Here is a 24,101-nt window from a genome sequence, read left to right on the forward strand (position 1 = left end):
CGCCTGTCTACGACACGAAGCACCGGACCGCTCGGTGGTCCTAGGGCTCCAGCGCGCCGGCTGCGAGGATCAGGTCGTCGAGGGCGGGGCCGAAGTCGTCGACGAGTTCCCACAGATCGGGTACCAGATCGGGGCACGAGATCAGCCCGATATCGAGTTTCCCGTCGAGGGAGAGCACCGTGACGTTGAGTGCCGCGCCGTGGAAGATCGGTCCGAAGGGGTACATCGCCGTCATGCGCGCCCCCATGAAATACAGCGGCACGGGTGGGCCGGGGACGTTGGATATCACGAGATTGTGGATCACGGGATGCCGGTCGGCGAGCTCGAGGCCGGCGTAGGCGCGCATCGCGGGCGCGAACACCGCTGCCCCGAGGAACTGTGACCAGTCCTGCAACAGGTTCGCGCCGAGGTCGGCATTGTGTTCCTTGGACACCGCGTTCGCTTCCGCGAGGGCACGCAGCCGCTCGGCCGGATCCGCGATGTGGGTGTGGAGCTCCGCGAACATCGCAGAGACCTGGTTACGTCCGGGTCGCTCCGACATTCCGTGGACCGAGACCGGAATCATCCCGACCAGGGGCGAATCGGGCAGTTCGCCCCTGCGCTCGAGATACCTGCGTAGCGCACCCGCGCACATGGCCATCACCACGTCGTTGACGGAGACGTCGAAGACCTGCTTCACCAGCTTGACGTCGTCGAGGCTCAACGCGACGAATCCGACGTTGCGATGGCCGGTGATAGTGGTGTTGAACGACGTGCGAGGAGCCGTGAACGGAGCCGGCATCGCGTCGCCGCGCCGGGCACGGGCAATCCAGGACGTCACCGACGTCACCGCGGAAGGTAGGATCCGCAGCAGGTGGAGCGGTCGCCGAGCGACATTGAGCGCACCGGAGATCGCGATGCCGAGCTCGGTCGCGTCTCCGGCACCTTCTCCGGCAGGTGCCGGGCGCGGATCGGCCGGATCGAGACTGCACAACTGCGCGATGAGGGCCGCGCCGGAGACCCCGTCCACCCCGGCATGGTGCATCTTCATGATGACTGCGATCTTTCCGTCGTCGAGACCGTCGACGAACCACATCTCCCACAACGGCCGAGAGCGATCGAGGGGCTGGGCGGCGATATGGCCGCACAGTTCGGCGAGTTCGACCCGCGTGCCCGGAGCCGGAACGCCGACGTGGTGGACGTGCCGGTCGAGATCGAAGTCGTGGTCGTCGACCCAGACCGGATGGTCGAGGTTGAGTTTGCTGTCGGCCAGCTTCATACGGAACTGCGGTACGGCGGGGAGCCTCGCCTCGAATTCCTTGCGAAGACTCGGGAAGTCGTAACCGCCCGGGACGGTGGACGGATCCAGCACGATCAAGCCACAGATGTGGAGAAGCTGGCTGGGGGTCTCCAGATACAGGAAACCTGCGTCGAGTCCGCTGAGTCGCTGCATGGATCCAGGTTAGAACAGGTTCTAGAAATATGGTCGGAATGCGGCATTTTCACCGCTGCAATCGTGCGACTCCCGTAGGAGGCAACCCGGCGGCATAGGCGAGAACATCGCAGAACGCCTCGACGTGGGGGGTCAGCAGGTCGGACTGCGGCGTCCACGACGCGCGCAGTTCCAACTGATGAGCACGGGCCGGGCCCGCGATGTCCCCGAAGCGTACGGAGGTCGTCGACGTCACTGTGCCCCCGAGCGCCGTGAGGGGCTCTCCGTGCGCGCCGAGGGCGTCGACGAGCCAACTCCACGCGACCTCGGGTAGCAGTGAATCCGATGCCAGGCTCTCGTCGACGTCGGCCTGGATATACGAGACGAGCCGGGTCGTCCCGTGCCATGCTTCGTCGCCGTCAGGGTCGTAGAGCAGGATGAGGCGGCCGAACGCATCGCCTTCGGACTGCTCGGGCACGCGATCGGTCTCGTCGTGCAGGACTTCGGCGCCCAAGGCATAGCTGTAGGGGGCGAGCCGTTGCGGGGGCCGGATCGGCCCTACCTCGATCTCCGGGCGCACGGTTGCTGCGTTCATCGCTTCGATTGCGGAACGGAAGCGGGCCGGCTCGGCGGGCGAGGTGGTCACCGAGCGGACGTTAGTGCCGGTGACGCACCGCACGCGGGAGGCGCGCCGATTCCGGTGGACGGGGCGGCCGTGGCAGCATGGGCAAAGGGCCCGGACGGCACGTCTCGGTCCGAGGCCCGACATCACGACGCCCGGCGCGATGGCGCGCACGGCCCGAAGAACGAGGATCGATGACCGGCTTGGAGAACACGAACGTCGGCTCTGCGGTGCCCGCGGAGTACCCCTCGCGGAGGGTTCTGCCGCACGCCCCCCTGTTGGCGGCCGCGCGCGGTGAACGACCGGTCCACCGTCCCGTGTGGTTCATGCGCCAGGCAGGCCGGTCCCTGCCCGAGTACCGGGAGATCCGCGCCGGCGTCGGCATGCTCGAATCGTGCTTCGATCCGGAGCTGGTCTGCGAGATCACGATGCAGCCGGTACGACGGCACAAGGTCGACGCCGCGATCCTGTTCTCCGACATCGTCGTGCCTCTCAAGGCCGCCGGAATAGACCTCGACATCGTCGCCGGTACGGGTCCGGTCGTCGCGAACCCTGTTCGCACCGCCGCCGACGTCGCCGCGCTGCCTTCGCTCGAGCCGGAAGAGGTCGGGGCGGTCGCCCGCGCGGTGAGCCTGCTGACCCACGAGCTCGGCGACACCCCGCTCATCGGTTTCGCGGGCGCACCCTTCACGCTGGCGTCCTATCTGGTGGAAGGCGGGCCGAGCCGTAACCACGAGCGCACGAAGGCGCTCATGCACTCGGACCCGCAGACCTGGCACGCCCTGCTCGGCAAGCTCACCGATGTCGCCGTCGCGTTCCTGCGCGCTCAGATCGGCGCCGGTGTCGACGCCGTTCAGCTCTTCGATTCGTGGGCGGGGGCCCTCTCGCTCGCCGACTACCGCGAGTACGTCCTGCCCCACTCCGAGCGCGTGTTCGCGGAGATCGCCGGTGCGGGTCTACCGCGCATCCACTTCGGCGTCGGCACCGGAGAACTCCTCGGGGCGATGGGTGAGGCCGGCGCCGACGTGGTCGGCGTCGACTGGCGCATTCCGCTCGACGTCGCCGCGACCCGAGTGGGCGCGGGGAAGGCACTGCAAGGCAATCTCGATCCTGCGATCCTGTTCGCCGGCTGGGACGTCGTCGAACGCGAAGTGCACCGCATCGTCGCGGAGGCCGACCGTGCGCTCGCGGCCGGCGCGACCGGCCACATCTTCAATCTCGGCCACGGCGTCCTGCCCGACACCGACCCCGACGTCATCACCCGAGTAGTCGAGCTGGTGCATTCGCTGTGACTCCGCCGACGGTCGCGGTCGTCGGCGGCGGGATCAGCGGACTGGTCGCCGCCTACCGCCTGCGGCGCTCGTTCGGCGCCGCTGCGAGGATCGTCGTTCTCGAACGATCCGCGCGGCTCGGCGGCAAGCTCCGCACGGTGCCGTTCGCCGGGGACCCTGTGGACGTCGGTGCCGAGGCGTTCATCGCGCGCCGTCCCGAGGTCGAGGAACTCGTCGCGGAACTCGGCCTGGCCGACCAGCTCGTGTACCCCTCGGGCGCCCGTCCGTTGCTGTTCGCCGGCGCGCGACTGCATCCGCTGCCGACCGGCACTCTGATGGGGATTCCGGCGTCCGCGCAGGCCGTCGAGGGACTCGTCGACGACGACACACTCGCTCGCATCACTGCCGAACCCACCCTCCCGCTGCGCTGGGACCGGGGGACGGACATGTCCGTCGCCGATCTGGTCCGCTCGCGCTTCGGTGAGCAGGTCGTGCGGCGCAGCGTCGATCCACTCCTCGGCGGTGTGTACTCGGGACTGTCCGACACCGCGGGCGTTCGGGCCGCCGTCCCGACACTCGCCGCGGCACTCGATGCCGGTGCGACGAGCCTGAGCGATGCCGTCGCCCGGGCGCTGCCTGCGCCGTCGGACGCACCGGTCTTCGGGACACTGCGCGAGGGATACGGCGTACTGCTCGAGGCACTGGTCCGGGCAGCGGACGCAGAGTTCCTCTACGGCACGGCGGCGTCCGGCCTGCGCCGGACAGGAGGGAAGTGGTCGGTCGACCCCATCGGTGAGGTCGACGGGGTGGTGCTGGCCGTCCCCGCGCCGGATGCCGCTCGCCTGCTCGCCGACAGCGTGCGGCCCGCAGCGCAGTGGGTCGCCCAGATCCCGCTCGCTTCGTCCGTGGTGGTCGCACTCGCGTTCCCGCACGACACCGGCCTGCCGCAGAACTCCGGGATCCTCGTCGCGACGGGGGAGGACCTGTCGGCGAAGGCGTTCACGCTGTCGAGCCGGAAATGGCCGCACCTCGCGGAACGACCGGTCGCGCTCGTCCGCGCATCGTTCGGCCGGTTCGGGGACGACGCGCTCGTCGATGCGCCGGAGACGCAGCTCGTCGAGCTTGCCCGTACCGACCTCGCCACCGTCACCGGATTCGACGCGCAGCCCGTCGCCGCCTTCGTGCAGCGCTGGCACGGAGGACTACCGCAGTACCGCGAACACCACGGTGAGATCGTGGCTGCCTTCGAAGCCGAGATCGCGGGCATCGACGGACTCGAGGTCGCCGGCGCGATGCTGCACGGTGTGGGTGTACCGGCATGTGTCGCAACAGGCACGGCCGCCGCCGCACGACTTGTAGACCGAATGGCAGGATGAACGGTATGGCACGTCTCGACTACGACAAGCTCAATTCCACCCTCCGCTACGCGATGTGGTCGGTCTTCCAGGTCCGGCCCGGAGTGCTGGGCGACGACCGCACCGCCGCGATCGAGGATGCGAAGGCGTTCTTCGCCCGCTTCGACGACTCCGATGTCGTCGTGCGAGGTCTCTACGACGTCGCCGGTACCCGCGCCGACGCCGACTTCATGATCTGGACGCACGCCGAGCACCTCGAGGACCTGCAGAGGTTGTACGCGGACTTCCGGCGCACCACGATCCTCGGTCGCGCGAGCACGCCGGTGTGGTCGAACGTCGCCCTGCACCGACCTGCGGAGTTCAACAAGAGCCACGTCCCCGCCTTCATCGCGGGGGAGGATCCCGGCAACTACATCTGCGTGTACCCCTTCGTGCGCTCCTACGAGTGGTATCTGCTGCCCGACGAGCAGCGCCGCAAGATGCTCGCCGATCACGGCAAGGCCGGGCGCGGCTATCCGGACGTGCGCGCCAACACTGTTCCGGCCTTTGCTCTCGGCGACTACGAGTGGATCCTCGCCTTCGAGGCGCCGGAACTCGACCGCATCGTCGACCTCATGCGCGACCTGCGTGCCACCGATGCGCGCCTGCACGTCCGGGAGGAGACCCCCTTCTTCACCGGGCCACGCGTCGACGTCGAAGCGCTCGTCGCCTCGCTGCCCTGACGTGACCTCGGCGAGCGGGGGGCCGCCGGAGGGAGACGGCCGGTTGTTCTCCCAGATGGCCCACTGGGGAATGTTCTCGGCCCGGGCGCGCGACGGCGAGGTCGTCGCCGTGCACCCCTACGGCGGGGACTGCGATCCCTCACCGATCCTGGACAACATTCCCGGATCGGTGCGGCACCGCTCCCGCATCGCCGGTCCGGCCGTACGTCGCGGCTGGCTCGAGAACGGGCCCGGACCGAGCACACGACGCGGCGACGACGAGTACGTGGCCGTGTCCTGGGACGAACTCACCGAGATCCTCGCGGGCGAGTTGCAGCGAGTGAAGGATCGCCACGGCAACCGGGCGATCTTCGGTGGTTCCTACGGCTGGTCGGCGCCGGGCCGGTTCCACCACGCGCAGAGCCAGGTGCACCGCTTCCTGAAGATGTTCGGGGGCTATACGCGCTCGGTTCACTCCTACTCGCTAGGTGCGACCGGGGTCGTCATGCCGCGGGTGGTGGGCACCCACTGGAAGCTTTTCGCCCGCGCCACCTCCTGGGAGGTCATCGCCCGCGAGACCGATCTCATGGTGTGCTTCGGTGGTGTCCCACTGAAGAACACATCTGTCAACGACGGTGGCACGAGCGACCACCCCACACGTAGTGCACTCGACCGGATGCGTGCTCGCGGCGGGCGGATCGTGTCGATCAGCCCCCTCCGCAGCGACGTGCACGGCGAGCACGAATGGCTCGCTCCGCGCCCGGGCACCGACGTCGCGATCATGCTCGCACTCGCGTACGTCCTGGCCACCGAGGATCTCGCCGACCGCGCCTTCCTCGATCGCTACTGCACCGGTTACGACCGCTTCGAGGAGTATCTGCTCGGACACACCGACGGGGTGCCCAAGACACCGGAATGGGCAGCCGGGCTGTCGGGCCTGCCGGCTTCGGACCTGGTCGATCTCGCGCATCGCATGGCCACCGGACGCACCCTGGTCTCGGTCACCTGGTCGCTGCAACGTGTCCGCCACGGCGAACAGGCGCCCTGGGCAGGCGTGACCCTCGCCGCCATGCTGGGTCAGCTCGGAATGCCGGGAGGGGGGTTCGGCCACGGCTACGGCTCGATGAACGAACCCGGTCTCGCCCCCGTCCCGTATCCGCTGCCCACGCTGTTCCAGGGCAACAACGACGTCGAGGACTTCATCCCCGTCGCCGCGATCTCGGACCTGCTGCTGCGACCGGGCGAGCAGTTCGACTACGACGGCCGCCGCCTCACCTTCCCGGACATCCGGCTGGTGTACTGGGCGGGAGGAAACCCCTTTCACCATCACCAGGACCTCGGGCGGCTGCGCCGCGCTCTGCAGCGACCGGACACGATCGTCGTCCACGATCCCTACTGGACGCCGATGGCCAAGCACGCCGACATCGTCGTGCCGTCGACCACTGCGCTCGAGCGCGACGACCTGACGTGCACGCGCAACGATCCACTGCTCGTCGCGATGCAGGCTGCCGTACCGCCTTTCGCCGATGCCCGCGACGACTACGAGACCTTCACCGCTCTCGCGCACCGTCTCGGATTCGGCGACCGATTCACCGAAGGACGAACGTCCCGGCAGTGGATCGAGCACCTCTACGAGCAGTGGCGAGGGTTCGTCCTCGCAGACGAACAGCGCGTCGAGGATCCGCCGCCGTTCGACGAGTTCTGGTACGGGGGGCCGGTACGGATGCGCACCGAGGACGACCTGACCCTGTTCGAGGATTTCCGGACCGATCCCGACCGCCACCCGTTGCGCACCCCTAGTGGACGAATCGAGATCTTCTCAGCCGACATCGACTCGTTCGGTTACGACGACTGTGCGGGACATCCGAAGTGGTACGAGCCCGACGAGTGGCTCGGTTCCTCCCGTGCCGAAAGGTTCCCGCTGCATCTGATCGCCAACCAGCCGGCCACACGTCTGCACGGGCAACTCGACCACGGCGCGGTGAGCCAGGCGTCGAAGATCCGCGGCCGGGAACCGATCCGGATGCACCCCGGCGACGCCTCGGCACGCGGCCTCGACCACGGCGACATCGTCCGCGTGTTCAACGATCGAGGCTCCTGTCTGGCCGGGGTCGTGGTGGACGACGGCCTGCTGCCGGGTGTCGTCCAGCTCGCGACGGGGGCCTGGTATGACCCGCTCGACCCGTCCGATCCCGGATCGATGTGCGTGCACGGAAATCCGAACGTCCTCACCCCCGATGTCGGAACCTCGTCGCTGTCGCACGGCTGCACCGGACAGCACGTGCTCGTCGACGTCGAGCGCTTCGACGACGACCTGCCACCCATCCGGGCCTACGATCCGCCCGTCATCCGCTGACGGTCCGCCTCACAGATCGAGGGACGACTGCACCTCGTGCAGAGTCGCCGCCGATGCGGCCAGGCCCGAGGCTTCCTCCTCCGACAGCGGAACCTCGAGCACGGTGTGTGCGCCGAGGGAGTCGACGACGGTGGGCAGAGACAGACACACGTCGCGCAGTCCGTGCCGGCCCGTCTGCAACGTCGAGACAGGCAGGACCCGCCGCTGATTCCGCAGGACCGCCTCCACGATGCGCGCGGACGACAACCCGATCGCGAGATTCGTTGCACCCTTGCCGTGGATGATCTCGTAGGCACTGCGGACGACCTCGTGGAAGAGGTCGGTGCGGACTTCGGGTCCGAAGACGGGTTCCCCGTCGATGGTGAACGCATCGACGGGCACCCCGCCGACCGTCGCACCGGACCACAGCGCCACCTCCGAATCGCCGTGTTCCCCGACGACGAACGCGTGGACGTTCTCCACCGCGACGCCCGCGCGGTGGGCCAGCAGGTACCGCAACCGCCCGGAGTCGAGAACCGTTCCCGATCCGAAGATCCGGCCGTCGGTGACCCCGGTCGCGGAGATCGCGGCGTAGGTGACGATGTCGACGGGGTTGCTGACGAAGACGATCACCGCGTCGGGGGAGACGGCCAGCAGGCGGGGAGTCAACTCCCGTACCAGGGCGACGTTCGCGGCGGCGAGCTCGAGGCGGGACTGACCGGGTTGCTGCTTGGCTCCCGCAGTGACGACGACGAGATCGGAACCGGCGGTGACGGCGATGTCGTCACCGCCCTCGATCAGGCACGACGGAGCGAACTGGGTTCCGTGGTTCAGATCGAGGATCTCGGCACGCACCTTGCCGGGATTCGTGTCGAACAGCGCCATCACGTCGGCCGAGCCTCGCACCAGGCACGCGTAAGCCACTGCGGTGCCGACACTGCCGGCCCCGATGACGGACAGTTTCGTACTTCTTCCGACAGCTGTGTGAGTCGCGGTCATGGAACGCCATTCTCGCTTCCGGGGCGGCTGTGCGCGACCGGAGTCGGCAGAATCCGCCACGCGGTAACCTCGGCCGACGGGCGCCAGGGACTCTAGCCTCGATGCATGGCCACGTCACCCTTCGACGCCGTCCTGTTCGATTTCTCCGGCACTCTGTTCCGCCTGGAAGAGGACGAGAGCTGGCTCGCGGACATTACCGACTCCGCCGGCGAGCCGTTCGACGTGCATCGGCAGGCCGAACTGATGCGGCGCCTGACCACGCCCACCGGGCAGCCGGTCGAGATGGACGCCGCCGAACACCACGCCTGGACCAATCGTGACCGCGAACCTCGGTGGCACCGAGAGGCGTATCTGACCGTGCTGCGCAGATCCGGCGTTGCCGACCCGGAGCAGGCGACGGCGCTCTACGAAAAAGTGATCGACCCGGAATGCTGGACGGTCTATCCGGACACCGTCCCGGTGATCGAAGCACTCACCGGGGACGGCCTCGCGGTCGGTGTGGTGAGCAACATCGCGTTCGACATACGACCGGCGTTCGAGCGGCTGGGTATCGACGACCTGGTGTCGGTGTTCGCGTTGTCCTTCGAGGTCGGTGCGGTCAAACCGGAACCGGAGATCTTCCGCTACGCCGTCGATACCCTCGGCGTAGACCCACGGCGCACGCTGATGATCGGGGACAGCGCGAAGGCGGATGGTGCCGCCCGGTCGATCGGGTGCTCCTTCGAACTCGTCGACTCTCTGCCCACGACCGAGCGGCACGATGCGCTGTGGGCGGCGCTGGCCGCGGCAGGACTCACTCCGACGGAACCAGGCGCAGGGAGATCGAGTTGATGCAGTACCGCTTGTCCGTGGGGGTGGGATAACCCTCGCCCTCGAAGACGTGCCCGAGATGACTGTGGCACGAGGCGCACACGACCTCGACACGTCGCATACCCAGCGAGTTGTCCTCGCGCAGGATCACCGCGTCCGAGTCGGCCGGGTCGAAGAACGACGGCCAACCGCAGTGGGAGTGGAACTTCTCGGTGCTACGGAACAGTTCGGCGCCACACGCGCGGCATTCGTAGACGCCCTCGGTCTCGGTGTCGGTGTACTCGCCGACGAAGGGACGTTCGGTGCCTGCCTGCCGCAGCACGGCGAACTCGGCGGGAGTGAGCTTCGCGCGCCACTCCTCGTCGCTGTGGACGACCTTGGGCGCGGGTTCCGATCGGGGAGCAGACGTCATGATCTCCACGCTAACCGCGACCGGCGCGCACGTCACGTCCGAGCGGGTTCCTTCTCCGGGAGGAGATGCGACGGTTCGATGCCGTCCGCGAGACGCCCCTCGCGGCGCGCCGCGAGATAACGGTCCACCAGCACGGCGAAGACGACGATGAGCAGCAGCGACCAGCCGAAGGTGGTCTTCATGTACTCCGCTGCCCGCCCGGCTTCCACCCAGCGACTCGACAGCCACGAGTCGTAGCTCAGGAATCCGTAGACCGCGAGCCAGGCGGGCCAGTTCCGCATCACGGAGTTCGGCAGAAGCACCGTCATCAGCAGCGGGAACAGCATCATCGAGTAGTACATCTGCCCGAGCGAACCGAGAAGGAACGAGGCCGCGAGCAGCACGCCACCGGTGGTGCACACGAAGAACACCTCGTCGTGCCGGCAGTAGCGGTAGAGCAGCCACACCGAGACGGCGACCATTACCGCGAGTACCGCGCGCAGGCCGAAGATCAACCAGGCGGGCAGCCCGTAATACATGCCGTTCCCGACGATCGCGCTGTTGAAGTAGTCACGGGACTCGAGCAGATACGGCACGGTGTGTTCGACGAACTGCCAGGCGTCGACCGACAGCGGCCACGCGATCAGCATCAGAGCGAGCGGTACGCCCGCAGCGGTGAGGAACACCTTCCACTGCCCTCGTACGAGTGGTAGCAGCAGCAGTGGCGCGAGGATGGGTTTGACCGCGAACGTCAGGCCGAGTGCCGCTCCCGCCCACAGATCCCGCCGTTTGAGCAACAGTGTCAGGAACGCCATCTCGCCGAGGAGGACGAGCCCGTTGATGTTCGTGAACACGAGGGTGTTCGTGACCGTCTCGGAGGCGAACGCCGCGAAGACCATCACAGGGGCGACCGGCGAATCGAGTCGCAGACCGAACATGCGCAGCAGCAGGTACAGCGCCACGAGAATTGCGATCGCGTTCGCCAGGATGAACAGCCAACGCGACCGCTCGGGGTCGATCACCGCGATCGGCGCGATCAGCAGGGTCCCGGAGGGCGGGTAGAGATAGTGGGGATCGACCCACTGGAACTCGGCCGTGTACACCGGCCTGCGGTTGAGAAAGGCCAGCGCAGCGTTGTAGACCGGGGTGAAGTCGTCGGTTCGAAACCCGTTGACCGCTTTGACGACGACCCGATGCAGGACCGTCATGACTGCAAGGGGCCACATCACCGCCTTGACCACGTCGGCAGTCGTGCGTGCGGTCCGAGGCTCGAGACTTCTGAGGAGCACTACGGCACGGTACACCGCGCCGATGCGGACTCACGCACACGCCCTGCACCGGGACGGCGACCCGGCGTCGCGATCGTCACGCGGGGCACAGACTCCCGTTGGGTGGCAGCTCTCCACCGGACAGATAGATTTCCATCCGCGACTGCACGCAGCCCGAATGCAGCGCCGCCGAATATCCGGCACCCTGCCACGACAGCGCTGCCCACGCGATGCCGCCCGCTGTGAGCACACCGGTGACCGACTCCACGCCGGCGTTGCCCACGATCGGGTCGGCGGCGCCCGAGGAGACGAGCACCGGCACGTCGAGGGCCGCAGGCAGCGGCGGCGGCGGCAGGCTCGGCCACGCCGCGCACGCGGTGAGTCCCGAAGCGATTTCGGCCCCGTAGAGCGGGTACAGCGTGGACCAGTTCTGCGCGAGATCACCTGCGTGGGCCGGGGTCGGCCACCGCTGACCGTCACTGCACTGCGCTACGAACTGGCCGTCCGTCGCAAGGGCCTCCTCGGCGGCTCCGACGAGCTCGATCAGCGGCATGACGTCCCCGTCCCGGGCCCCGGCGAGGACGTCCGCCACTTCGCGGACGCGAGCCTGTAGGTCCGCGCGAGGTGTGCCGAGAACCCCGGTCAGCGCTGTGAGGAAGGAATTGGCCGAGACCGGTGCGAGTTCACCCCCCGCCGCGCGTCGGTGCAACTCCTCGATCGCCGCGCGCGGGTCGTCTCCCAGGGCGCAGTCGAGGTCGGCGCACTGCCGAGCGAATGCGTCGACCGCTGCCTCTGCGCCGCGGGCCTGCGACTCGGCCATGATCTCCGCGTCCGCGGTGGCGGGCGCGGGGGAGTCCAGGACGAGACGCCCCACCGCACCGGGATAGGCGGCGGCGTACGCGAGTGCCACCGTCGCGCCATTGCCCACTCCGAGGATGCCGATCCTGTCCACCTCCCAGACCTGCCGGAGACGTTCGATGTCGTCGGCGGCGTGAGAGGCGCCGAACATCAGCTGTTGCGGTTGAAGGTAGTCGGTACAGGAGATGGTCGCCTGGCGTCCCAGTTCCGCAACACGATCGGCTGCATCGCCGCTGCGGCCGAATTGGCCGAGATCGCCCAGGCCCCGTTGATCTGCGGGGAATATGCAGTCGATCGCGAGCGAGTTGCCGATGCCGCGGCGGTCCACGGCCACGATCGGCCGCATCGCCAGTGCACCGGACATCGGGCCGGTGGCCAGCCCGGTGAGGGCGCGCGTCGACGCGGTATCGGCGCCCGTGGTGAGGACGAGGGGAGCCGCGTCGCCGGGGGTGTCGGCCAGCCTGGCACGCATGACGGCGAGGGGGAAGGTGCCCGGCACGGTGCCGGCAACATCGATCGGGGTGACGACCTCGGCGCACTCGAGAACCAGGCCCGCGGGGCCGGGTGGGGCGTCGAAAGCGGAGATCGTCTCGGCCGTGCAGTCCCGCCAGGCGGGTTCGGTCGCCGGAGCCGGCAGCTCCGGCACGACGGTCTCGTCCTCGGTGGACCGGTCGCCGGAGACGCCCGGATCGTCGCGCACGACGGCGACTTCGGGACGTATCGACGGTCCTGCCCCGCACGCGGTCGACACCGCGGCAACTGCGATCCACACCGCGGCGAGCACACCCGTTCTGCGCATGCGCACAGCCTGCCAGGTTCGGCGGCGACGGCGCGCAGCCGGTGGCCGAAGACCCGCCGGAAGTGTCCTCCCTCCGCATGACGCACAGGTGACGGGCATGTGAAGTAGGTCGCATTCCGCATCCGAGTGAGGATCGAACCATCGCGCGGTCGTACGCTTGACGAATGCACGAACGTCTCGTCGACCGCAATCCGGTGGTGCCTGCAGACCAATTGGTGGCGCAGATGGTGCCTCCCGCGATGTTCGACGAGGTGAGTTTCGACTCGTACATTCCTGATCCGAACGAACCCAGCCAGGCGGCGGCGGTGAAGACCGCGGCGGAGTTCGTCGGCAAGATCGGGAAGATCCGCGGTGGTAAGCGCGGGCTGTTCGGACGCCGATCGCAGCAGCAGGGCGCCGGTCTGTATCTCGACGGCGGTTTCGGCGTGGGCAAGACCCACCTGCTCGCCTCGATCTTCCACAGTGCCCCCGCGCCCAAGGCATTCGGCACATTCGTCGAACTGACTCACGTGGTAGGCGCGCTCGGCTTCAACAAGGCAGTCGAGGAACTGTCGAACCACAGCGTGCTGTGTATCGACGAGTTCGAACTCGACGACCCGGGCGACACCATGCTCGTTTCACGTTTGCTGACCGAACTGTCGGCTCGCGGCGTCTCGATCGTCGCGACCTCCAATACCCTTCCCGGTCAGCTCGGTGAGGGCAGGTTCGCGGCTCAGGACTTCCTGCGGGAGATCAAGAAGCTCGCGTCGATCTTCGAGACCATCCGCGTCGACGGGCCCGACTATCGTCACCGCGACCTCCCGCCGGCCCCGGATCCGATCGACTCGGCCGAACTCGTCGAGCGTGCCGAGGCGACTCCGGGTGCGACACTCGACGATTTCGACGAGTTGTGCGCACATTTGAGCACCTTGCATCCCTCTCGCTACGGCAAGCTCGTCGAGGGCGTGAGCGCGGTCTTCCTCGACGGGGTTCATCCCGCGAAGGATCAGTCCGTAGCGCTGCGGCTGGTCGTTCTCGCCGACCGGATGTACGACGCAAGCATCCCGGTGACCGTTGCCGGCGCGAAGCTCGACGAGATCTTCACGCCCGAGATGCTCGCGGGCGGGTACCGCAAGAAGTACCTGCGGGCGACCTCCCGTCTGCTCGCGCTGTCGCGCTTCGAGGTCGCCGCCGGCTGATCGTCCCCGGCGTGCACGCACCCCGGTGCCGCCGACGGATCACAACGTGCGCTGCATGACGAAATCGTCGTGTGTCTGCGCGCCGACGACGAACGTGCGCACGCCCACCACTGTGAACCCGTGCTTCTCGTAGAAGCGCCGGGCGCGCGCGTTCTTCTGGTTGACGCCCAGCCACAGCCCCGCCCGCCCGAGTGAGGTGGCCCGGGCGATGATCGCTTCCATCAGTGCCGACGAGACGCCGGAACCCTGGTGGCCCGGCATCACGTACATCTTGCTGATCTCGATCGCCGGTCGTGCCGTGACCACTTCGGCCACCGCGGGATCCTCGGGGGCGGCATCCACCGCCATGAGGTACCCGACGATCTCGCCGCCCGTGCGGGCCTCGAGGACTGTGCGCTCGGGGGACGACAGGTACTCGGCGAACTTCTCGGCGCTGAGGGTGCGCTCGATGAAGTCGGCGATGTCGTCCTCACCGGCTTCCGGGGGACAGGCGAGTGGGAAGGTGGTCGCGGCAACCTGAGCGATCGCTTCGGCATCCCAGATGCCTGCCTCGTCGACGGTGACCGATTCATCGAGTGGTGGCATGGACATGCACACAAGTGAAGCACCGGACGAGACGAATCTCCGACCGGCCCCCGGTCGGGCGAGACCCGAAATGGTTGAACCCCAGCCTTGGATGGGGGGTCATGGCTGGGGTTCGACACCATCGGGGGGATGGCACCATTCACGCTACCCGAGGGATTCCTCAGGTTCCAGCCGCACCGGTCACGGTTCCGTCACGCGGCGCGCCGGCCGTGGCTTGCGTGAAACCTCCGTGCGTTGTACCGTCGCCGTCATGAAGCGCGTACTCGTAGTTCACCGCCGTAGCGGGGTCTGATTCGGACCGACCCCTCGCTGCGGGTCGTTGAGCTACGCGTCGGTCCTTCCTTCTCGCGGAAGACCATTACGAACGATGAACGCCTTCATTTCCTTCTCCGGTATCGCACCGATGTTTCCCTGCGGCACGGACGCCGCCGATCCCTTCTTCGCCCGTTACGGGCGCCCCCTTCCTCGTGGACTGCGTGAGGAAGCCGCAGGTATGACCTGGGCGGAATTCGAGTCGACCTACGGGGCCCAGCACGGCCCGGTGCGGCTCGGCGGCTGGACGGCGACAGCCCTGGGAGCAGGGCGCAGTGCATTCGAGGCGACCATCGCGATCGGAGACACCATCCACACTGCATCCGCGACCACCTGCGGGCCGATCGCCGCGATGACCGCGATGCTGTACGACCTCGGACTGAACATCGAAATCCTGTCGTTCCACCGGCACGAGATCGACGGAATGTCCGCAACCTTCCTGCGTTGCCGGTCCGGCGATCGCACGGATTGGGTGATGGGTACCGGCGCGACCGGCAACGAGTCGTCCTTGCGCGCGATGATTGCGGGGATCAACAAGCTCGGTGCGTGAAAGAGGACCCTGATCCGTCGCGGGGAGCCCCGCGACGGATCACCCTCCGCAGGCGAGGAACGCAAATCGCCACGCGAACGAGTGAAGGCCCCTTCGGATTTCCGAAGGGGCCTTCACTTTCTGTGCGCGATACTGGGATTGAACCAGTGACCTCTTCCGTGTCAGGGAAGCGCTCTCCCGCTGAGCTAATCGCGCCGGCATTGTCGTCGCCGGAGTGGAGCGGATGACGGGATTCGAACCCGCGACCCTCACCTTGGCAAGGTGATGCGCTACCAGCTGCGCTACATCCGCATGTGCACGTTGTTTCGGTGAACCGGTTCGACCCACGTGCAGGTCGAACCTGGTGCGCGATACTGGGATTGAACCAGTGACCTCTTCCGTGTCAGGGAAGCGCTCTCCCGCTGAGCTAATCGCGCGAGGTGGAGACGGGAATCGAACCCGTGTGCACGGCTTTGCAGGCCGTTGCCTCACCACTCGGCCACTCCACCGTAAAAGGTCGAGTCCAACCTCTCGAGCGGATGACGGGATTCGAACCCGCGACCCTCACCTTGGCAAGGTGATGCGCTACCAGCTGCGCTACATCCGCATTCGCACCGTTCGGCGTCTTGCTCTCCGTGGTGCGGTTCAAAACACTAGCCGAGCGTCCACGAAACACACAAATCTGCAGGTCAAGGCGGGAAAATCGACGGATCTCGCGAAGATCATCGGCGGGATGGCCCCGTGGTGAGGCCGAGCGCGACTCTCGTCGGAGCCCGCATGCACGCCGCACCGCCTCGCCGCCCCGCCGGAAGGACGGCATGGTGCTGCGCAGTCCTGTCGTGTGCACGCGTCTGGCGAAACGGTGTGGACCAGGGGATTCGTCTTCGTGGCGGGAGCGTGTTAATGTTCCATCTCGTTCGAGCCGCTGCGAAGCGGCCCGGTCCCGTGGCTCAGTGGAAGAGCGTCCCGTTCACACCGGGGAGGTCGCTGGTTCGATCCCAGCCGGGACCACCGAGAAACAACAGTGATGAAGGGCACCCCCACGGGGGTGCCTTTTTTCGTACCCTGATGAAATCGTCGAGCACATGCGTGGCGCCCGGTCGGGCGGGCTGCCCGCGAACGCATGTCTCCTTCGAACCGTAACGACTCCGGTCGGTGCAGGTGGCGTGTGCGCACAGCGGTGGTGCTTGTGGCCTAAGTGTGGGTAGTGATGGCAGGATCGTGGTCGTCGAGGAGGACACGTCCGGATGAGCGTTGCGGACAGCGAATGGCCGGTCGTGGGGGCGACCGGAGCGAGATTCGGATCCGGTCGGTCCCGTCGACGGCGGCAGCCGGCGGACAACGCCGTGCCGTCACGGCTTCACCACGAGTCGGATCCCGCCGAAGGCGAGGTCGCGGAGACCGCGGTGCACCGGCCCGCAATGGAGACAGCCGACCGGAGCGCGGGCGCCGGGACCAGTCTGGAAATCGAGGACATGAACCAGCCAGAGACGTCGTCGTTCGTGCGCCCGTTCGTGCGTAGTGGCGGACGCACCCGGGCCGAGGTCGAGCTGCCTCTCGAGGCGCTCGTATCGGCCGTGCCATCAGCCATGGGCAGTGAGTCCGGTCCGGCGGTGGAGGAGCACCGGATGGTCCTGGCCCTGTGTGTCCAGCCCAGGTCGATCATGGAGATCGCGGCACTCGCGCAGATTCCGTTGGGTGTCGCGCGGGTGCTCGTCGGCGATCTCGCGGCGACCGGTGAGATCACCGTGCACCGCACTGCCGATCGGGTCGGACCGAATGTCGAACTGCTCGAGCGGGTACTCACCGGCCTCAGTCACCTCTGAGCTTTCGATCGGCTCCCTGTGTTCGCCGCCGGGGCGGATGTCGATAGCATGATGAAGTTACCGTGCGCTGTGCGGTTGCTGACCGCAGCACGTGCCCGGCGACGACCCACACATCAGGCATCGAGCCGAGGAGCCCGCCACAGTGAGCACGCCCGCATCCGCGAAACCAGCCACGATCGTCCTGGTACCCGCGGGGACCACTGCGGGCGCGGCGGTCCGCGACGCAGGTCTGCCCACCAAGGGGCCTGAAACGATCGTGGTCGTCCGTGACTCGGAGGGCGCGCTGCGTGATCTGGCCTGGACGCCGGACGAGGATGTCGAGGTGGAGGCCGTCGGCGCCGACACCGAGGACGGGCGCAGCGTCATCCGCCACTCGGCCGCCCACGTGCTCGCGCAGGCCGTGCAACAGGAATTTCCCGAGGCGAAACTCGGCATCGGCCCGCCGATCCGCGACGGCTTCTACTACGACTTCCAGGTCGAGCGTCCCTTCACGCCGGAGGATCTCGCGAAGCTCGAGAAGCGGATGAAGAAGATCGTCAAGGATGCGCAGCGCTTCTCGCGTCGCGTCGTCGACAGTCTCGAGGATGCTCGTGAGGAACTCGAGAACGAGCCCTTCAAGCTCGAGCTGATCGATGACAAGTCCGGAATCGACGACCCCGAGGTGATGGAGGTCGGCGGCAAGGAACTGACGATCTACGACAATCTCAACCCTCGCACGGGTGAGGTCGTCTGGAAGGACCTGTGCCGCGGCCCTCACGTGCCCACCACCAAGTTCATCCCGGCCTTCAAGCTCACCCGCAGCTCTGCGGCGTACTGGCGCGGAGACCAGGACAACGCGGGCCTGCAGCGCATCTACGGCACGGCATGGGAATCTGCCGAGGCACTCGACGCGCACCTCGAACTTCTCGCCGAGGCCGAGCGTCGCGACCACCGTAAGCTCGGCACCGAGCTCGACCTGTTCTCCTTCCCCGACGAGCTCGGCTCGGGACTGCCGGTCTTCCACCCGAAGGGCGGGATCATCCGCCAGGAGATGGAGAACTACTCGCGTCAGAGGCACGTGGAGGCCGGATACGAGTTCGTGTACTCCCCGCACATCACCAAGGGACAGCTCTACGAGGTCTCGGGCCACCTCGACTGGTACCGCGACGGCATGTTCCCGGCGATGCACATCGACGAGGAGCTCAACGAGGACGGCACGGTCCGCAAGCCGGGGCAGGACTACTACCTCAAGCCGATGAACTGCCCCATGCACGACCTGATCTTCCGGTCGCGGGGGCGCTCGTACCGCGAACTGCCGTTGCGCATGTTCGAATTCGGCTCGGTCTACCGCTACGAGAAGTCGGGCGTGATCCACGGACTGACCCGTGTGCGTGGCATGACGCAGGACGATGCGCACATCTTCTGTACTCCGGAACAGATGCGCGACGAACTCGCCAGCGTCCTGAAGTTCATCCTCGATCTGCTGAAGGACTACGGCCTCGACGACTACTACCTCGAGCTGTCGACGAAGAACCCGAAGAAGTTCGTCGGCAGCGACGAACTGTGGGACATCGCGACCGACACCCTGCGCGAGGTCGCCGAGGGCTCGGGCCTGCACCTCGTCCCGGATCCGGGCGGCGCGGCCTTCTACGGACCGAAGATCTCGGTGCAGGTCAAGGACGCGCTCGGCCGGAACTGGCAGATGTCGACGATCCAGCTCGACTTCAACCTGCCCGAGCGCTTCGAACTCGAGTACACCGGACCCGACGGGGCGAAGCATCGGCCCGTCATGATCCACCGTGCGCTCTTCGGATCGATCGAGCGGTTCTTCGGCGTGCTCACCGAGCACTACGCCGGTGCCTTCCCCGCGTGGCTCTCGCCCGTCCAGGTCGTCGGCATCCCCGTCGCAGCCGACTTCGAAGACCACCTCTTCGACGTCGTGGGCAAGTTGAAGGCTCAGGGCATCCGCGCCGAGGTCGACGTCTCCGACGACCGCATGCAGAAGAAGATCCGGACCCACACCACGCAGAAGGTGCCGTTCATGCTGCTCGCCGGCGAGCGCGACGTCGCGGCCGGCGCGGTCAGCTTCCGATTCCGCGACGGTACCCAGATCAACGGTGTGCCGGTCGACGAGGCCGTGCGCCTCGTGACGGACTGGGTCCGACGCCGGGAGAATGCCTCACCCACCGCCGAACTGGTCGGCTCCGGTGGGGAAGGCGACCGGTCGTGACGGGCGATCGCACTCCGGGGCCGGCCGACATCCCGGCCACGGAGGACAATCCCGCATCGCTGGTCGACCGGGGTGTGGGAGAGTCCGACCACCTGCAGCGGCTGTGGTCGCCGCACCGGATGTCGTACATCACGGAGTCCCCGAGGGGGCGCGACGAGCCGTACGAACCCTTCACCGACATCCCCAAGATGTCCGATGAGGAGGGCCTCGTCGTCGCCCGCGGCGAACTGGTGTACGCGGTCCTGAATCTCTACCCGTACAACCCCGGGCATCTGATGATCGTGCCGTACCGCAGGGTCGCGAATCTCGAGGATCTCACGCCCGACGAGAGCGCCGAGCTCATGCAGTTCGCCCAGCGTGCACTTCGCGTGATCAAGCGCGTGTCGCGCCCGCACGGTTTCAATGTCGGTCTCAACCTCGGTGCCGCCGCGGGCGGCTCGCTGGCCGAGCACCTTCACCTGCACATCGTGCCGAGGTGGGGTGGCGACGCCAACTTCATCACGGTGCTCGGCGGGTCGAAGGTGATGGTGCAACTGCTGCGCGACACCCGTGCCCTGCTCGCCTCGGCATGGGAAGAGTGAGGACGCTTCCCGAGCTGCCGAGACCGCAGAGCGCCGTGCACGGTTCCCTCGCTTCCGGAGCCGCTGCCCACCACCCGCGCAATTGCGGCATGTCTCGTGGCAGGATCGGAGCCCGGACACATCGGTCGGACGGGAAGACAGGGGTCGCGGGATGCTGAGCTTCTTCGGGCGGGCGTCGGTGTCGAAGGCCACCGCGCCGCTCGGCAAGGCACTGATCCGTACCGGTCTCTCTCCGGATGCGGTCACCCTGATCGGCACGGTCGCCACGATCGCCGCCGCCCTGACCTTCTTCCCCTTCGGTCAGCTGTTCTGGGGAACCCTCGTCATCTGGCTGTTCGTGATGTTCGACATGCTCGACGGTGCGATGGCGCGGGCCCGCGGTGGGGGAACCCGATTCGGGGCCGTGCTCGACGCGACCTGCGACCGAGTGGCCGACGGTGCGATCTTCGCCGGACTGGCGTGGTGGGCGATCTACGACGAACAGAGCCGCCCGCTGCTCGTCGCCACACTGATCTGCCTCGTGTCGTCGCAGGTCATCTCGTACGCGAAGGCACGTGCGGAGGCCAGCGGGCTGTCCGCCGACGGCGGTCTGATCGAGCGACCGGATCGCCTGATCATCGTGCTGGTGGGTGCCGGCCTGACCGGGCTCGGACTCGACTGGGCGATCCACATCGCAATGTGGTTGCTTGCGGCAGGATCGGTGATCACGGTCTTCCAGCGCGTGCTCGCGGTCCGCAATTCCCCCGGCGCACGGGATCTGCTGCCACTCTCACCCGCCCCGCGCCCGGTCGACTCGGACGATGACGGGGGAGCGCGATGAGCATCGCCGAACGCGCCACCGATCTCGGCTACGCGGCGGGATGGCGGCTCGTGCGGGCGCTGCCGGAAGCGTTCGCACGCAGACTGTTCGACGCCGGGGCCGACTATGCGGCCCGTCGCGGGGGAGGACCTCGGCAACTCAGGTGCAATCTCGCGCGTGTCCTCGGCGTGGCACCGCACGAGGTGCCCGACGATCTGATCGTCCGGTCCGTGCGTTCCTATGCGCGCTACTGGCGTGAGGCCTTCCGCCTGCCGTCGATGGACCTCGACGCGACCGCCGCATCGATCGATTCCTCGATCGAAGGCCGCGAGAACATCGACCGGGCGCTCGCGGAGGGACGGGGTGCCATCCTCGCGTTGCCGCACAGCGGGAACTGGGACCTTGCCGGGGTGTGGTGTGTCCGCACCTACGGCGGCTTCACCACGGTCGCGGAGCGATTGCGGCCGGAATCTCTCTATCGGCGGTTCGTCGAATACCGCGAGGGCCTCGGCTTCGAGGTCTTCCCGGCGAGCGGCGCGGAGTCCTCCCCGTTCGACGTGCTGGCCGCCCGGCTGCAGGACAACAAGATCGTGTGCCTGCTCGGCGAACGTGATCTCGCACGCAAGGGAGTGCCCGTCACCTTCTTCGGCGAACCCACCCGTATGCCGGCCGGTCCCGCGAAGCTCGCGATCGACACCGGAGCCGCATTGCTACCGGTTCACTGCTGGTTCACGAGCACCGGCTGGGGATTTCGCGTCGATCCCGAGATCGATGTGAGCCTCGGACTCGACGCTGCCACGCAGGCGCTCGCCGACCGTTTCGCCACGAACATCGCCGCGCACCCCGAGGATTGGCACATGCTGCAGCCCCTGTGGCTCGACGATCTGTCCGAGACCCGCCGGGCCAGGATGGAGGCGTAGGTGAGGATCGGGATGGTCTGCCCGTACTCCTTCGATGTTCCCGGCGGAGTGCAGGCCCACGTAGTGGATCTCGCGGAGGTGCTCATCGCACGGGGGCACGAGGTGAGCGTGCTCGCGCCGGCCTCGGAGATCACGTCGTTGCCCGACTTCGTGGTCTCGGCCGGCCGCGCGGTCGCGATCCCGTACAACGGATCCGTCGCACGGCTGAGTTTCGGGCCGGTTTCCTACGCCCGGGTCCGCCGCTGGATCAACGACAACGACTTCGACGTCCTGCACATTCACGAACCGAATGCGCCCAGTCTGTCGATGCTCGCGTTGAAGGTGGCCGAAGGGCCGATCGTGGCGACCTTCCACACATCGACGACGAAATCCTTGGTGCTCAGCACCTTCCAGGGTGTCCTTCAGCCCTATCTCGAGAAGATCAGCGGGCGGATCGCGGTGTCCGAACTCGCACGACGCTGGCAGGTCACCTCTCTCGGCGCCGATGCCGTGGAAATCCCCAACGGCGTCGACGTGCCGTTCTTCCGGCACGCTCCGCTGCTGCCGGGCTATCCGCGACCTGGCCGCACGGTGCTGTTCCTCGGCCGGTACGACGAACCGCGCAAGGGCATGGACGTTCTGCTCGGTGCGCTGCCCGCCCTGGTCGCGCACCATCCCGATATCGAGATTCTCGTGGTCGGGCGCGGTGACGAGGACCGGTTGCGTAAGGAAGCCGGGCGGTATGCCGGACACATCCGCCTCCTCGGCCAGGTCGACGACGACGACAAGGCGTCGGCGATGCGCAGCGCCGATGTGTACTGCGCACCGAACCTCGGCGGTGAGAGTTTCGGCATAGTGCTCGTCGAGGCCATGGCGTCGGGGACGGCGGTCGTCGCGTCCCAGCTCGACGCGTTCCGGCGTGTGCTGCGAGACGGGCAGGCCGGTGTCCTCGTTCCCGTCGGCGACGCCGATGCGCTCGCGAGGGGCATTCTCGAGGTCCTCGGCGACGAGAGCCGGCGGCGAGCGCTGGTCGACTCCGGGTCCTCGGTGGTCGAGGCATACGACTGGCCGGTCGTCGCCGAGCAGATCCTGCGCGTCTACGAGACCGTCACGGTCGGTGCCGGCCGGGTGCGGGAGGTCCGGTCGTGACCCTCAGCGCCGTGACGATTCTGGTCCTGTCGCTGGTAGCCGCCATCGTGGTGGCAATCGGGGTGTGGGCCTACTCCACCGCGAACCGCCTCGACCGGCTCCACGTGCGTTCCGATCTGTCCTGGCAGGCACTCGATGCTGCCCTGGCTCGCCGTGCCGTGGTGGTGCGGAGTATCGCCGCGTCGCTCCCGATATCGGATGGACGTGCCCTCGCGCTGCTCGCCGACACCGCCGAGCGAGCCGATCGCGATCGGCGCGAGGAGGCCGAGAACGCGTTGTCGGCCGCGCTGACCCGACTCGACGCAGGGCGTCTGCGACCCCAGCTCGTGGCCGAACTCGCCGACGCGGAAGCTCGTGTCCTCATCGCCCGGCGCTTCCACAACGACGCGGTGCGCGACACACTGGCGTTGCGCACCCGCCGGTCGATCCGCTGGTTGCACCTCGGGGGCACCGCACCGTTGCCCACCTACTTCGAGATCGCCGAGCGTGCAGGAGGAACCGCCACCGCGGCTCCTGCCGCCCCGGTGCCGGACAGCACGCCGACGTCCCGTACCGGCCCGGTACCGGATCGGGCGCGCACGTCCGCGAGGGTGGTACTGCTCGACGAGCACGGCCGTGTTCTGCTTCTGCGCGGGCACGACCCGGCGGCGCCCCACAGGCACTTCTGGTTCACGGTCGGCGGCGCGGTCGAACCCGGTGAGGATCTGGTGACGGCCGCGCAACGGGAGATCGCCGAAGAGACCGGGCTCCGGATCGAGCGGGAACGTCTGTGCGGGCCGATGTGGCGCCGAGTGGCGGTCTTCCCGTTCAACGGCGAGGTACTTCATTCGGAGGAACTGTTCTTCGCCGTCCGGGTGCCGTCGTTCGAACCCGCATCCGACGGCTTCACCGACCTCGAACGGAGCATGCGCCTCGAACATCGATGGTTCGACGACGAGGAACTGCAGGCACTGGTCCGCTCCGACAGTGCGGTCTATCCACAGGACCTGCCGGAGTTGCTCGAAGAGGCCCGGCAGGTCGCGGCGCGGCAGCGTGAGCCGGAGATCCGCGCGATCCACTGAGTCCTCCCGCGAAGTGCCGGTGGACCCGGATGAGCAGTCCACTTTCTGTCAACTGGCTATCGGTTCGGCGTGGTCGTCCGTCCTAGTCTGAGGACTCGCCGCGTGCCCGCCCGTGCGTGCGCGGTGTTCGCCGACCATCCGCAGTGGAGGACA

The 24,101-nt window shown here is 67.6% G+C and carries 21 protein-coding genes and 6 tRNA genes; 15 read left to right on the forward strand and 12 right to left on the reverse strand.

Annotation, left to right across the window (positions count from 1 at the left end; all coding sequences use genetic code 11):
- Positions 1 to 40: 40 nt before the first annotated feature.
- Complete coding sequence (locus ABZ789_RS01575; protein WP_358417907.1) at positions 41 to 1,432, reverse strand: wax ester/triacylglycerol synthase family O-acyltransferase; 1,392 nt, start codon at positions 1,430 to 1,432, stop codon at positions 41 to 43.
- A 49-nt stretch (positions 1,433 to 1,481) separates the two neighbouring features.
- Complete coding sequence (locus tag ABZ789_RS01580) at positions 1,482 to 2,057, reverse strand: DUF3000 domain-containing protein (protein WP_358417910.1); 576 nt, start codon at positions 2,055 to 2,057, stop codon at positions 1,482 to 1,484.
- Between the two features lie 170 nt (positions 2,058 to 2,227).
- Between ABZ789_RS01580 and hemE the strand changes: the two genes are divergently transcribed.
- From hemE to ABZ789_RS01600, 4 genes are read left to right on the forward strand one after another with little or no spacing between them, the layout of a single operon-like run.
- Positions 2,228 to 3,325 (forward strand): uroporphyrinogen decarboxylase, encoded by a 1,098-nt coding sequence (gene hemE, locus ABZ789_RS01585; RefSeq protein ID WP_358417913.1) that lies wholly within the window; start codon positions 2,228 to 2,230, stop codon positions 3,323 to 3,325.
- Positions 3,322 to 4,680 (forward strand): protoporphyrinogen oxidase, encoded by a 1,359-nt coding sequence (locus ABZ789_RS01590; protein ID WP_358417916.1) that lies wholly within the window; start codon positions 3,322 to 3,324, stop codon positions 4,678 to 4,680. The genes hemE and ABZ789_RS01590 overlap by 4 nt, the downstream gene beginning before the upstream one ends.
- A gap of 5 nt (positions 4,681 to 4,685) precedes the next feature.
- Complete coding sequence (gene hemQ, locus ABZ789_RS01595; RefSeq protein WP_358417919.1) at positions 4,686 to 5,381, forward strand: hydrogen peroxide-dependent heme synthase; 696 nt, start codon at positions 4,686 to 4,688, stop codon at positions 5,379 to 5,381.
- 55 nt (positions 5,382 to 5,436) lie between these two features.
- The gene (locus tag ABZ789_RS01600) at positions 5,437 to 7,716 is read left to right on the forward strand and encodes a molybdopterin-dependent oxidoreductase (protein ID WP_358418221.1); all 2,280 of its coding nucleotides are present in this window, start codon (positions 5,437 to 5,439) and stop codon (positions 7,714 to 7,716) included.
- 9 nt (positions 7,717 to 7,725) lie between these two features.
- Here ABZ789_RS01600 and ABZ789_RS01605 read toward each other — a convergent pair whose 3' ends face one another.
- The gene (locus tag ABZ789_RS01605; protein WP_358417922.1) at positions 7,726 to 8,694 is read right to left on the reverse strand and encodes an L-lactate dehydrogenase; all 969 of its coding nucleotides are present in this window, start codon (positions 8,692 to 8,694) and stop codon (positions 7,726 to 7,728) included.
- A 105-nt stretch (positions 8,695 to 8,799) separates the two neighbouring features.
- On the opposite strand from ABZ789_RS01605, the gene ABZ789_RS01610 reads away from it, so the two are divergent.
- A complete protein-coding gene (locus ABZ789_RS01610) occupies positions 8,800 to 9,525 on the forward strand; it encodes an HAD-IA family hydrolase (protein ID WP_358417925.1) in 726 nt (241 codons plus the stop codon).
- Here the strand turns inward: ABZ789_RS01610 and msrB are convergent.
- The 3 genes from msrB to ABZ789_RS01625 all read right to left on the reverse strand — a co-directional run bounded on the left by msrB (position 9,488) and on the right by ABZ789_RS01625 (position 12,820).
- Positions 9,488 to 9,916 carry a peptide-methionine (R)-S-oxide reductase MsrB gene (msrB, locus tag ABZ789_RS01615; protein ID WP_358417928.1) on the reverse strand — a complete coding sequence of 143 codons (429 nt, stop codon included), beginning with the start codon at positions 9,914 to 9,916 and terminating at the stop codon, positions 9,488 to 9,490. The genes ABZ789_RS01610 and msrB overlap by 38 nt on opposite strands.
- 32 nt (positions 9,917 to 9,948) lie before the next feature.
- On the reverse strand, positions 9,949 to 11,184 hold the full coding sequence (locus ABZ789_RS01620) for a glycosyltransferase family 87 protein (RefSeq protein WP_358417931.1): 1,236 nt from the start codon (positions 11,182 to 11,184) through the stop codon (positions 9,949 to 9,951).
- 76 nt (positions 11,185 to 11,260) lie between these two features.
- Positions 11,261 to 12,820, reverse strand: a complete 1,560-nt coding sequence (locus ABZ789_RS01625) for an alpha/beta hydrolase (RefSeq protein ID WP_358417934.1) — start codon at positions 12,818 to 12,820, stop codon at positions 11,261 to 11,263.
- A 164-nt stretch (positions 12,821 to 12,984) separates the two neighbouring features.
- Between ABZ789_RS01625 and zapE the strand changes: the two genes are divergently transcribed.
- Entirely contained in the window at positions 12,985 to 13,998 is a 1,014-nt protein-coding gene (gene zapE, locus ABZ789_RS01630; protein WP_358417937.1) for a cell division protein ZapE, read from the forward strand.
- Between the two features lie 39 nt (positions 13,999 to 14,037).
- On the opposite strand, the gene ABZ789_RS01635 is transcribed toward zapE, so the two are convergent.
- Entirely contained in the window at positions 14,038 to 14,589 is a 552-nt protein-coding gene (locus tag ABZ789_RS01635; protein ID WP_358417940.1) for a GNAT family N-acetyltransferase, read from the reverse strand.
- A gap of 361 nt (positions 14,590 to 14,950) precedes the next feature.
- Here ABZ789_RS01635 and ABZ789_RS01640 point away from each other — a divergent pair, with 361 nt between their 5' ends.
- Entirely contained in the window at positions 14,951 to 15,445 is a 495-nt protein-coding gene (locus ABZ789_RS01640) for a 2-isopropylmalate synthase (protein ID WP_358417943.1), read from the forward strand.
- Positions 15,446 to 15,568: 123 nt separating this feature from the next.
- On the opposite strand, the gene ABZ789_RS01645 is transcribed toward ABZ789_RS01640, so the two are convergent.
- The 5 genes from ABZ789_RS01645 to ABZ789_RS01665 all read right to left on the reverse strand — a co-directional run bounded on the left by ABZ789_RS01645 (position 15,569) and on the right by ABZ789_RS01665 (position 16,031).
- Positions 15,569 to 15,640, reverse strand: a tRNA-Val gene (locus ABZ789_RS01645).
- Between the two features lie 20 nt (positions 15,641 to 15,660).
- A tRNA-Gly gene (locus tag ABZ789_RS01650) sits at positions 15,661 to 15,736 on the reverse strand.
- A gap of 50 nt (positions 15,737 to 15,786) precedes the next feature.
- A tRNA-Val gene (locus tag ABZ789_RS01655) sits at positions 15,787 to 15,861 on the reverse strand.
- Between the two features lies 1 nt (position 15,862).
- Positions 15,863 to 15,933: transfer RNA gene (locus ABZ789_RS01660), tRNA-Cys, on the reverse strand.
- A gap of 25 nt (positions 15,934 to 15,958) precedes the next feature.
- Positions 15,959 to 16,031: transfer RNA gene (locus ABZ789_RS01665), tRNA-Gly, on the reverse strand.
- A 332-nt stretch (positions 16,032 to 16,363) separates the two neighbouring features.
- On the opposite strand from ABZ789_RS01665, the gene ABZ789_RS01670 reads away from it, so the two are divergent.
- The 8 genes from ABZ789_RS01670 to ABZ789_RS01705 all read left to right on the forward strand — a co-directional run bounded on the left by ABZ789_RS01670 (position 16,364) and on the right by ABZ789_RS01705 (position 23,948).
- Positions 16,364 to 16,435 (forward strand) — tRNA-Val (locus tag ABZ789_RS01670).
- A gap of 236 nt (positions 16,436 to 16,671) precedes the next feature.
- A complete protein-coding gene (locus ABZ789_RS01675; protein ID WP_358417946.1) occupies positions 16,672 to 17,250 on the forward strand; it encodes a DUF742 domain-containing protein in 579 nt (192 codons plus the stop codon).
- Positions 17,251 to 17,392: 142 nt separating this feature from the next.
- Positions 17,393 to 19,459: a threonine--tRNA ligase gene (thrS, locus tag ABZ789_RS01680; protein WP_358417949.1), complete on the forward strand. Its 2,067-nt coding sequence runs from the start codon at positions 17,393 to 17,395 to the stop codon at positions 19,457 to 19,459.
- A complete protein-coding gene (locus tag ABZ789_RS01685; RefSeq protein ID WP_358417952.1) occupies positions 19,456 to 20,040 on the forward strand; it encodes an HIT domain-containing protein in 585 nt (194 codons plus the stop codon). The genes thrS and ABZ789_RS01685 overlap by 4 nt, the downstream gene beginning before the upstream one ends.
- A gap of 151 nt (positions 20,041 to 20,191) precedes the next feature.
- On the forward strand, positions 20,192 to 20,860 hold the full coding sequence (gene pgsA / locus ABZ789_RS01690) for a phosphatidylinositol phosphate synthase (protein WP_358417955.1): 669 nt from the start codon (positions 20,192 to 20,194) through the stop codon (positions 20,858 to 20,860).
- Positions 20,857 to 21,759, forward strand: a complete 903-nt coding sequence (locus ABZ789_RS01695; protein WP_358417957.1) for a phosphatidylinositol mannoside acyltransferase — start codon at positions 20,857 to 20,859, stop codon at positions 21,757 to 21,759. The genes pgsA and ABZ789_RS01695 overlap by 4 nt, the downstream gene beginning before the upstream one ends.
- Positions 21,760 to 22,887, forward strand: coding sequence for a glycosyltransferase family 4 protein (locus ABZ789_RS01700; protein WP_358417960.1), 1,128 nt, complete (start codon positions 21,760 to 21,762; stop codon positions 22,885 to 22,887).
- On the forward strand, positions 22,884 to 23,948 hold the full coding sequence (locus tag ABZ789_RS01705; protein ID WP_358417963.1) for an NUDIX domain-containing protein: 1,065 nt from the start codon (positions 22,884 to 22,886) through the stop codon (positions 23,946 to 23,948). Before ABZ789_RS01700 ends, ABZ789_RS01705 begins: the two co-directional genes overlap by 4 nt.
- Positions 23,949 to 24,101: the final 153 nt, after the last annotated feature.

This window comes from Rhodococcus sp. NPDC047139, assembly GCF_040643435.1.
In the GTDB taxonomy this organism is placed as follows: domain Bacteria; phylum Actinomycetota; class Actinomycetes; order Mycobacteriales; family Mycobacteriaceae; genus Rhodococcus.

Bases quoted from the DNA above. Each gene is read 5' to 3' on its own strand.
- ABZ789_RS01675 (WP_358417946.1), top strand. From the start codon at position 16,672: ATGAGCGTTGCGGACAGCGAATGGCCGGTCGTGGGGGCGACCGGAGCG.
- ABZ789_RS01575 (WP_358417907.1), bottom strand. From the start codon at position 1,432: ATGCAGCGACTCAGCGGACTCGACGCAGGTTTCCTGTATCTGGAGACC.
- hemE (WP_358417913.1), top strand. From the start codon at position 2,228: ATGACCGGCTTGGAGAACACGAACGTCGGCTCTGCGGTGCCCGCGGAG.
- msrB (WP_358417928.1), bottom strand. From the start codon at position 9,916: ATGACGTCTGCTCCCCGATCGGAACCCGCGCCCAAGGTCGTCCACAGC.
- ABZ789_RS01635 (WP_358417940.1), bottom strand. From the start codon at position 14,589: ATGTCCATGCCACCACTCGATGAATCGGTCACCGTCGACGAGGCAGGC.
- ABZ789_RS01610 (WP_358417925.1), top strand. From the start codon at position 8,800: ATGGCCACGTCACCCTTCGACGCCGTCCTGTTCGATTTCTCCGGCACT.
- ABZ789_RS01625 (WP_358417934.1), bottom strand. From the start codon at position 12,820: ATGCGCAGAACGGGTGTGCTCGCCGCGGTGTGGATCGCAGTTGCCGCG.
- ABZ789_RS01600 (WP_358418221.1), top strand. From the start codon at position 5,437: ATGGCCCACTGGGGAATGTTCTCGGCCCGGGCGCGCGACGGCGAGGTC.
- hemQ (WP_358417919.1), top strand. From the start codon at position 4,686: ATGGCACGTCTCGACTACGACAAGCTCAATTCCACCCTCCGCTACGCG.
- pgsA (WP_358417955.1), top strand. From the start codon at position 20,192: ATGCTGAGCTTCTTCGGGCGGGCGTCGGTGTCGAAGGCCACCGCGCCG.
- ABZ789_RS01695 (WP_358417957.1), top strand. From the start codon at position 20,857: ATGAGCATCGCCGAACGCGCCACCGATCTCGGCTACGCGGCGGGATGG.
- ABZ789_RS01605 (WP_358417922.1), bottom strand. From the start codon at position 8,694: ATGACCGCGACTCACACAGCTGTCGGAAGAAGTACGAAACTGTCCGTC.
- zapE (WP_358417937.1), top strand. From the start codon at position 12,985: ATGCACGAACGTCTCGTCGACCGCAATCCGGTGGTGCCTGCAGACCAA.
- ABZ789_RS01640 (WP_358417943.1), top strand. From the start codon at position 14,951: ATGAACGCCTTCATTTCCTTCTCCGGTATCGCACCGATGTTTCCCTGC.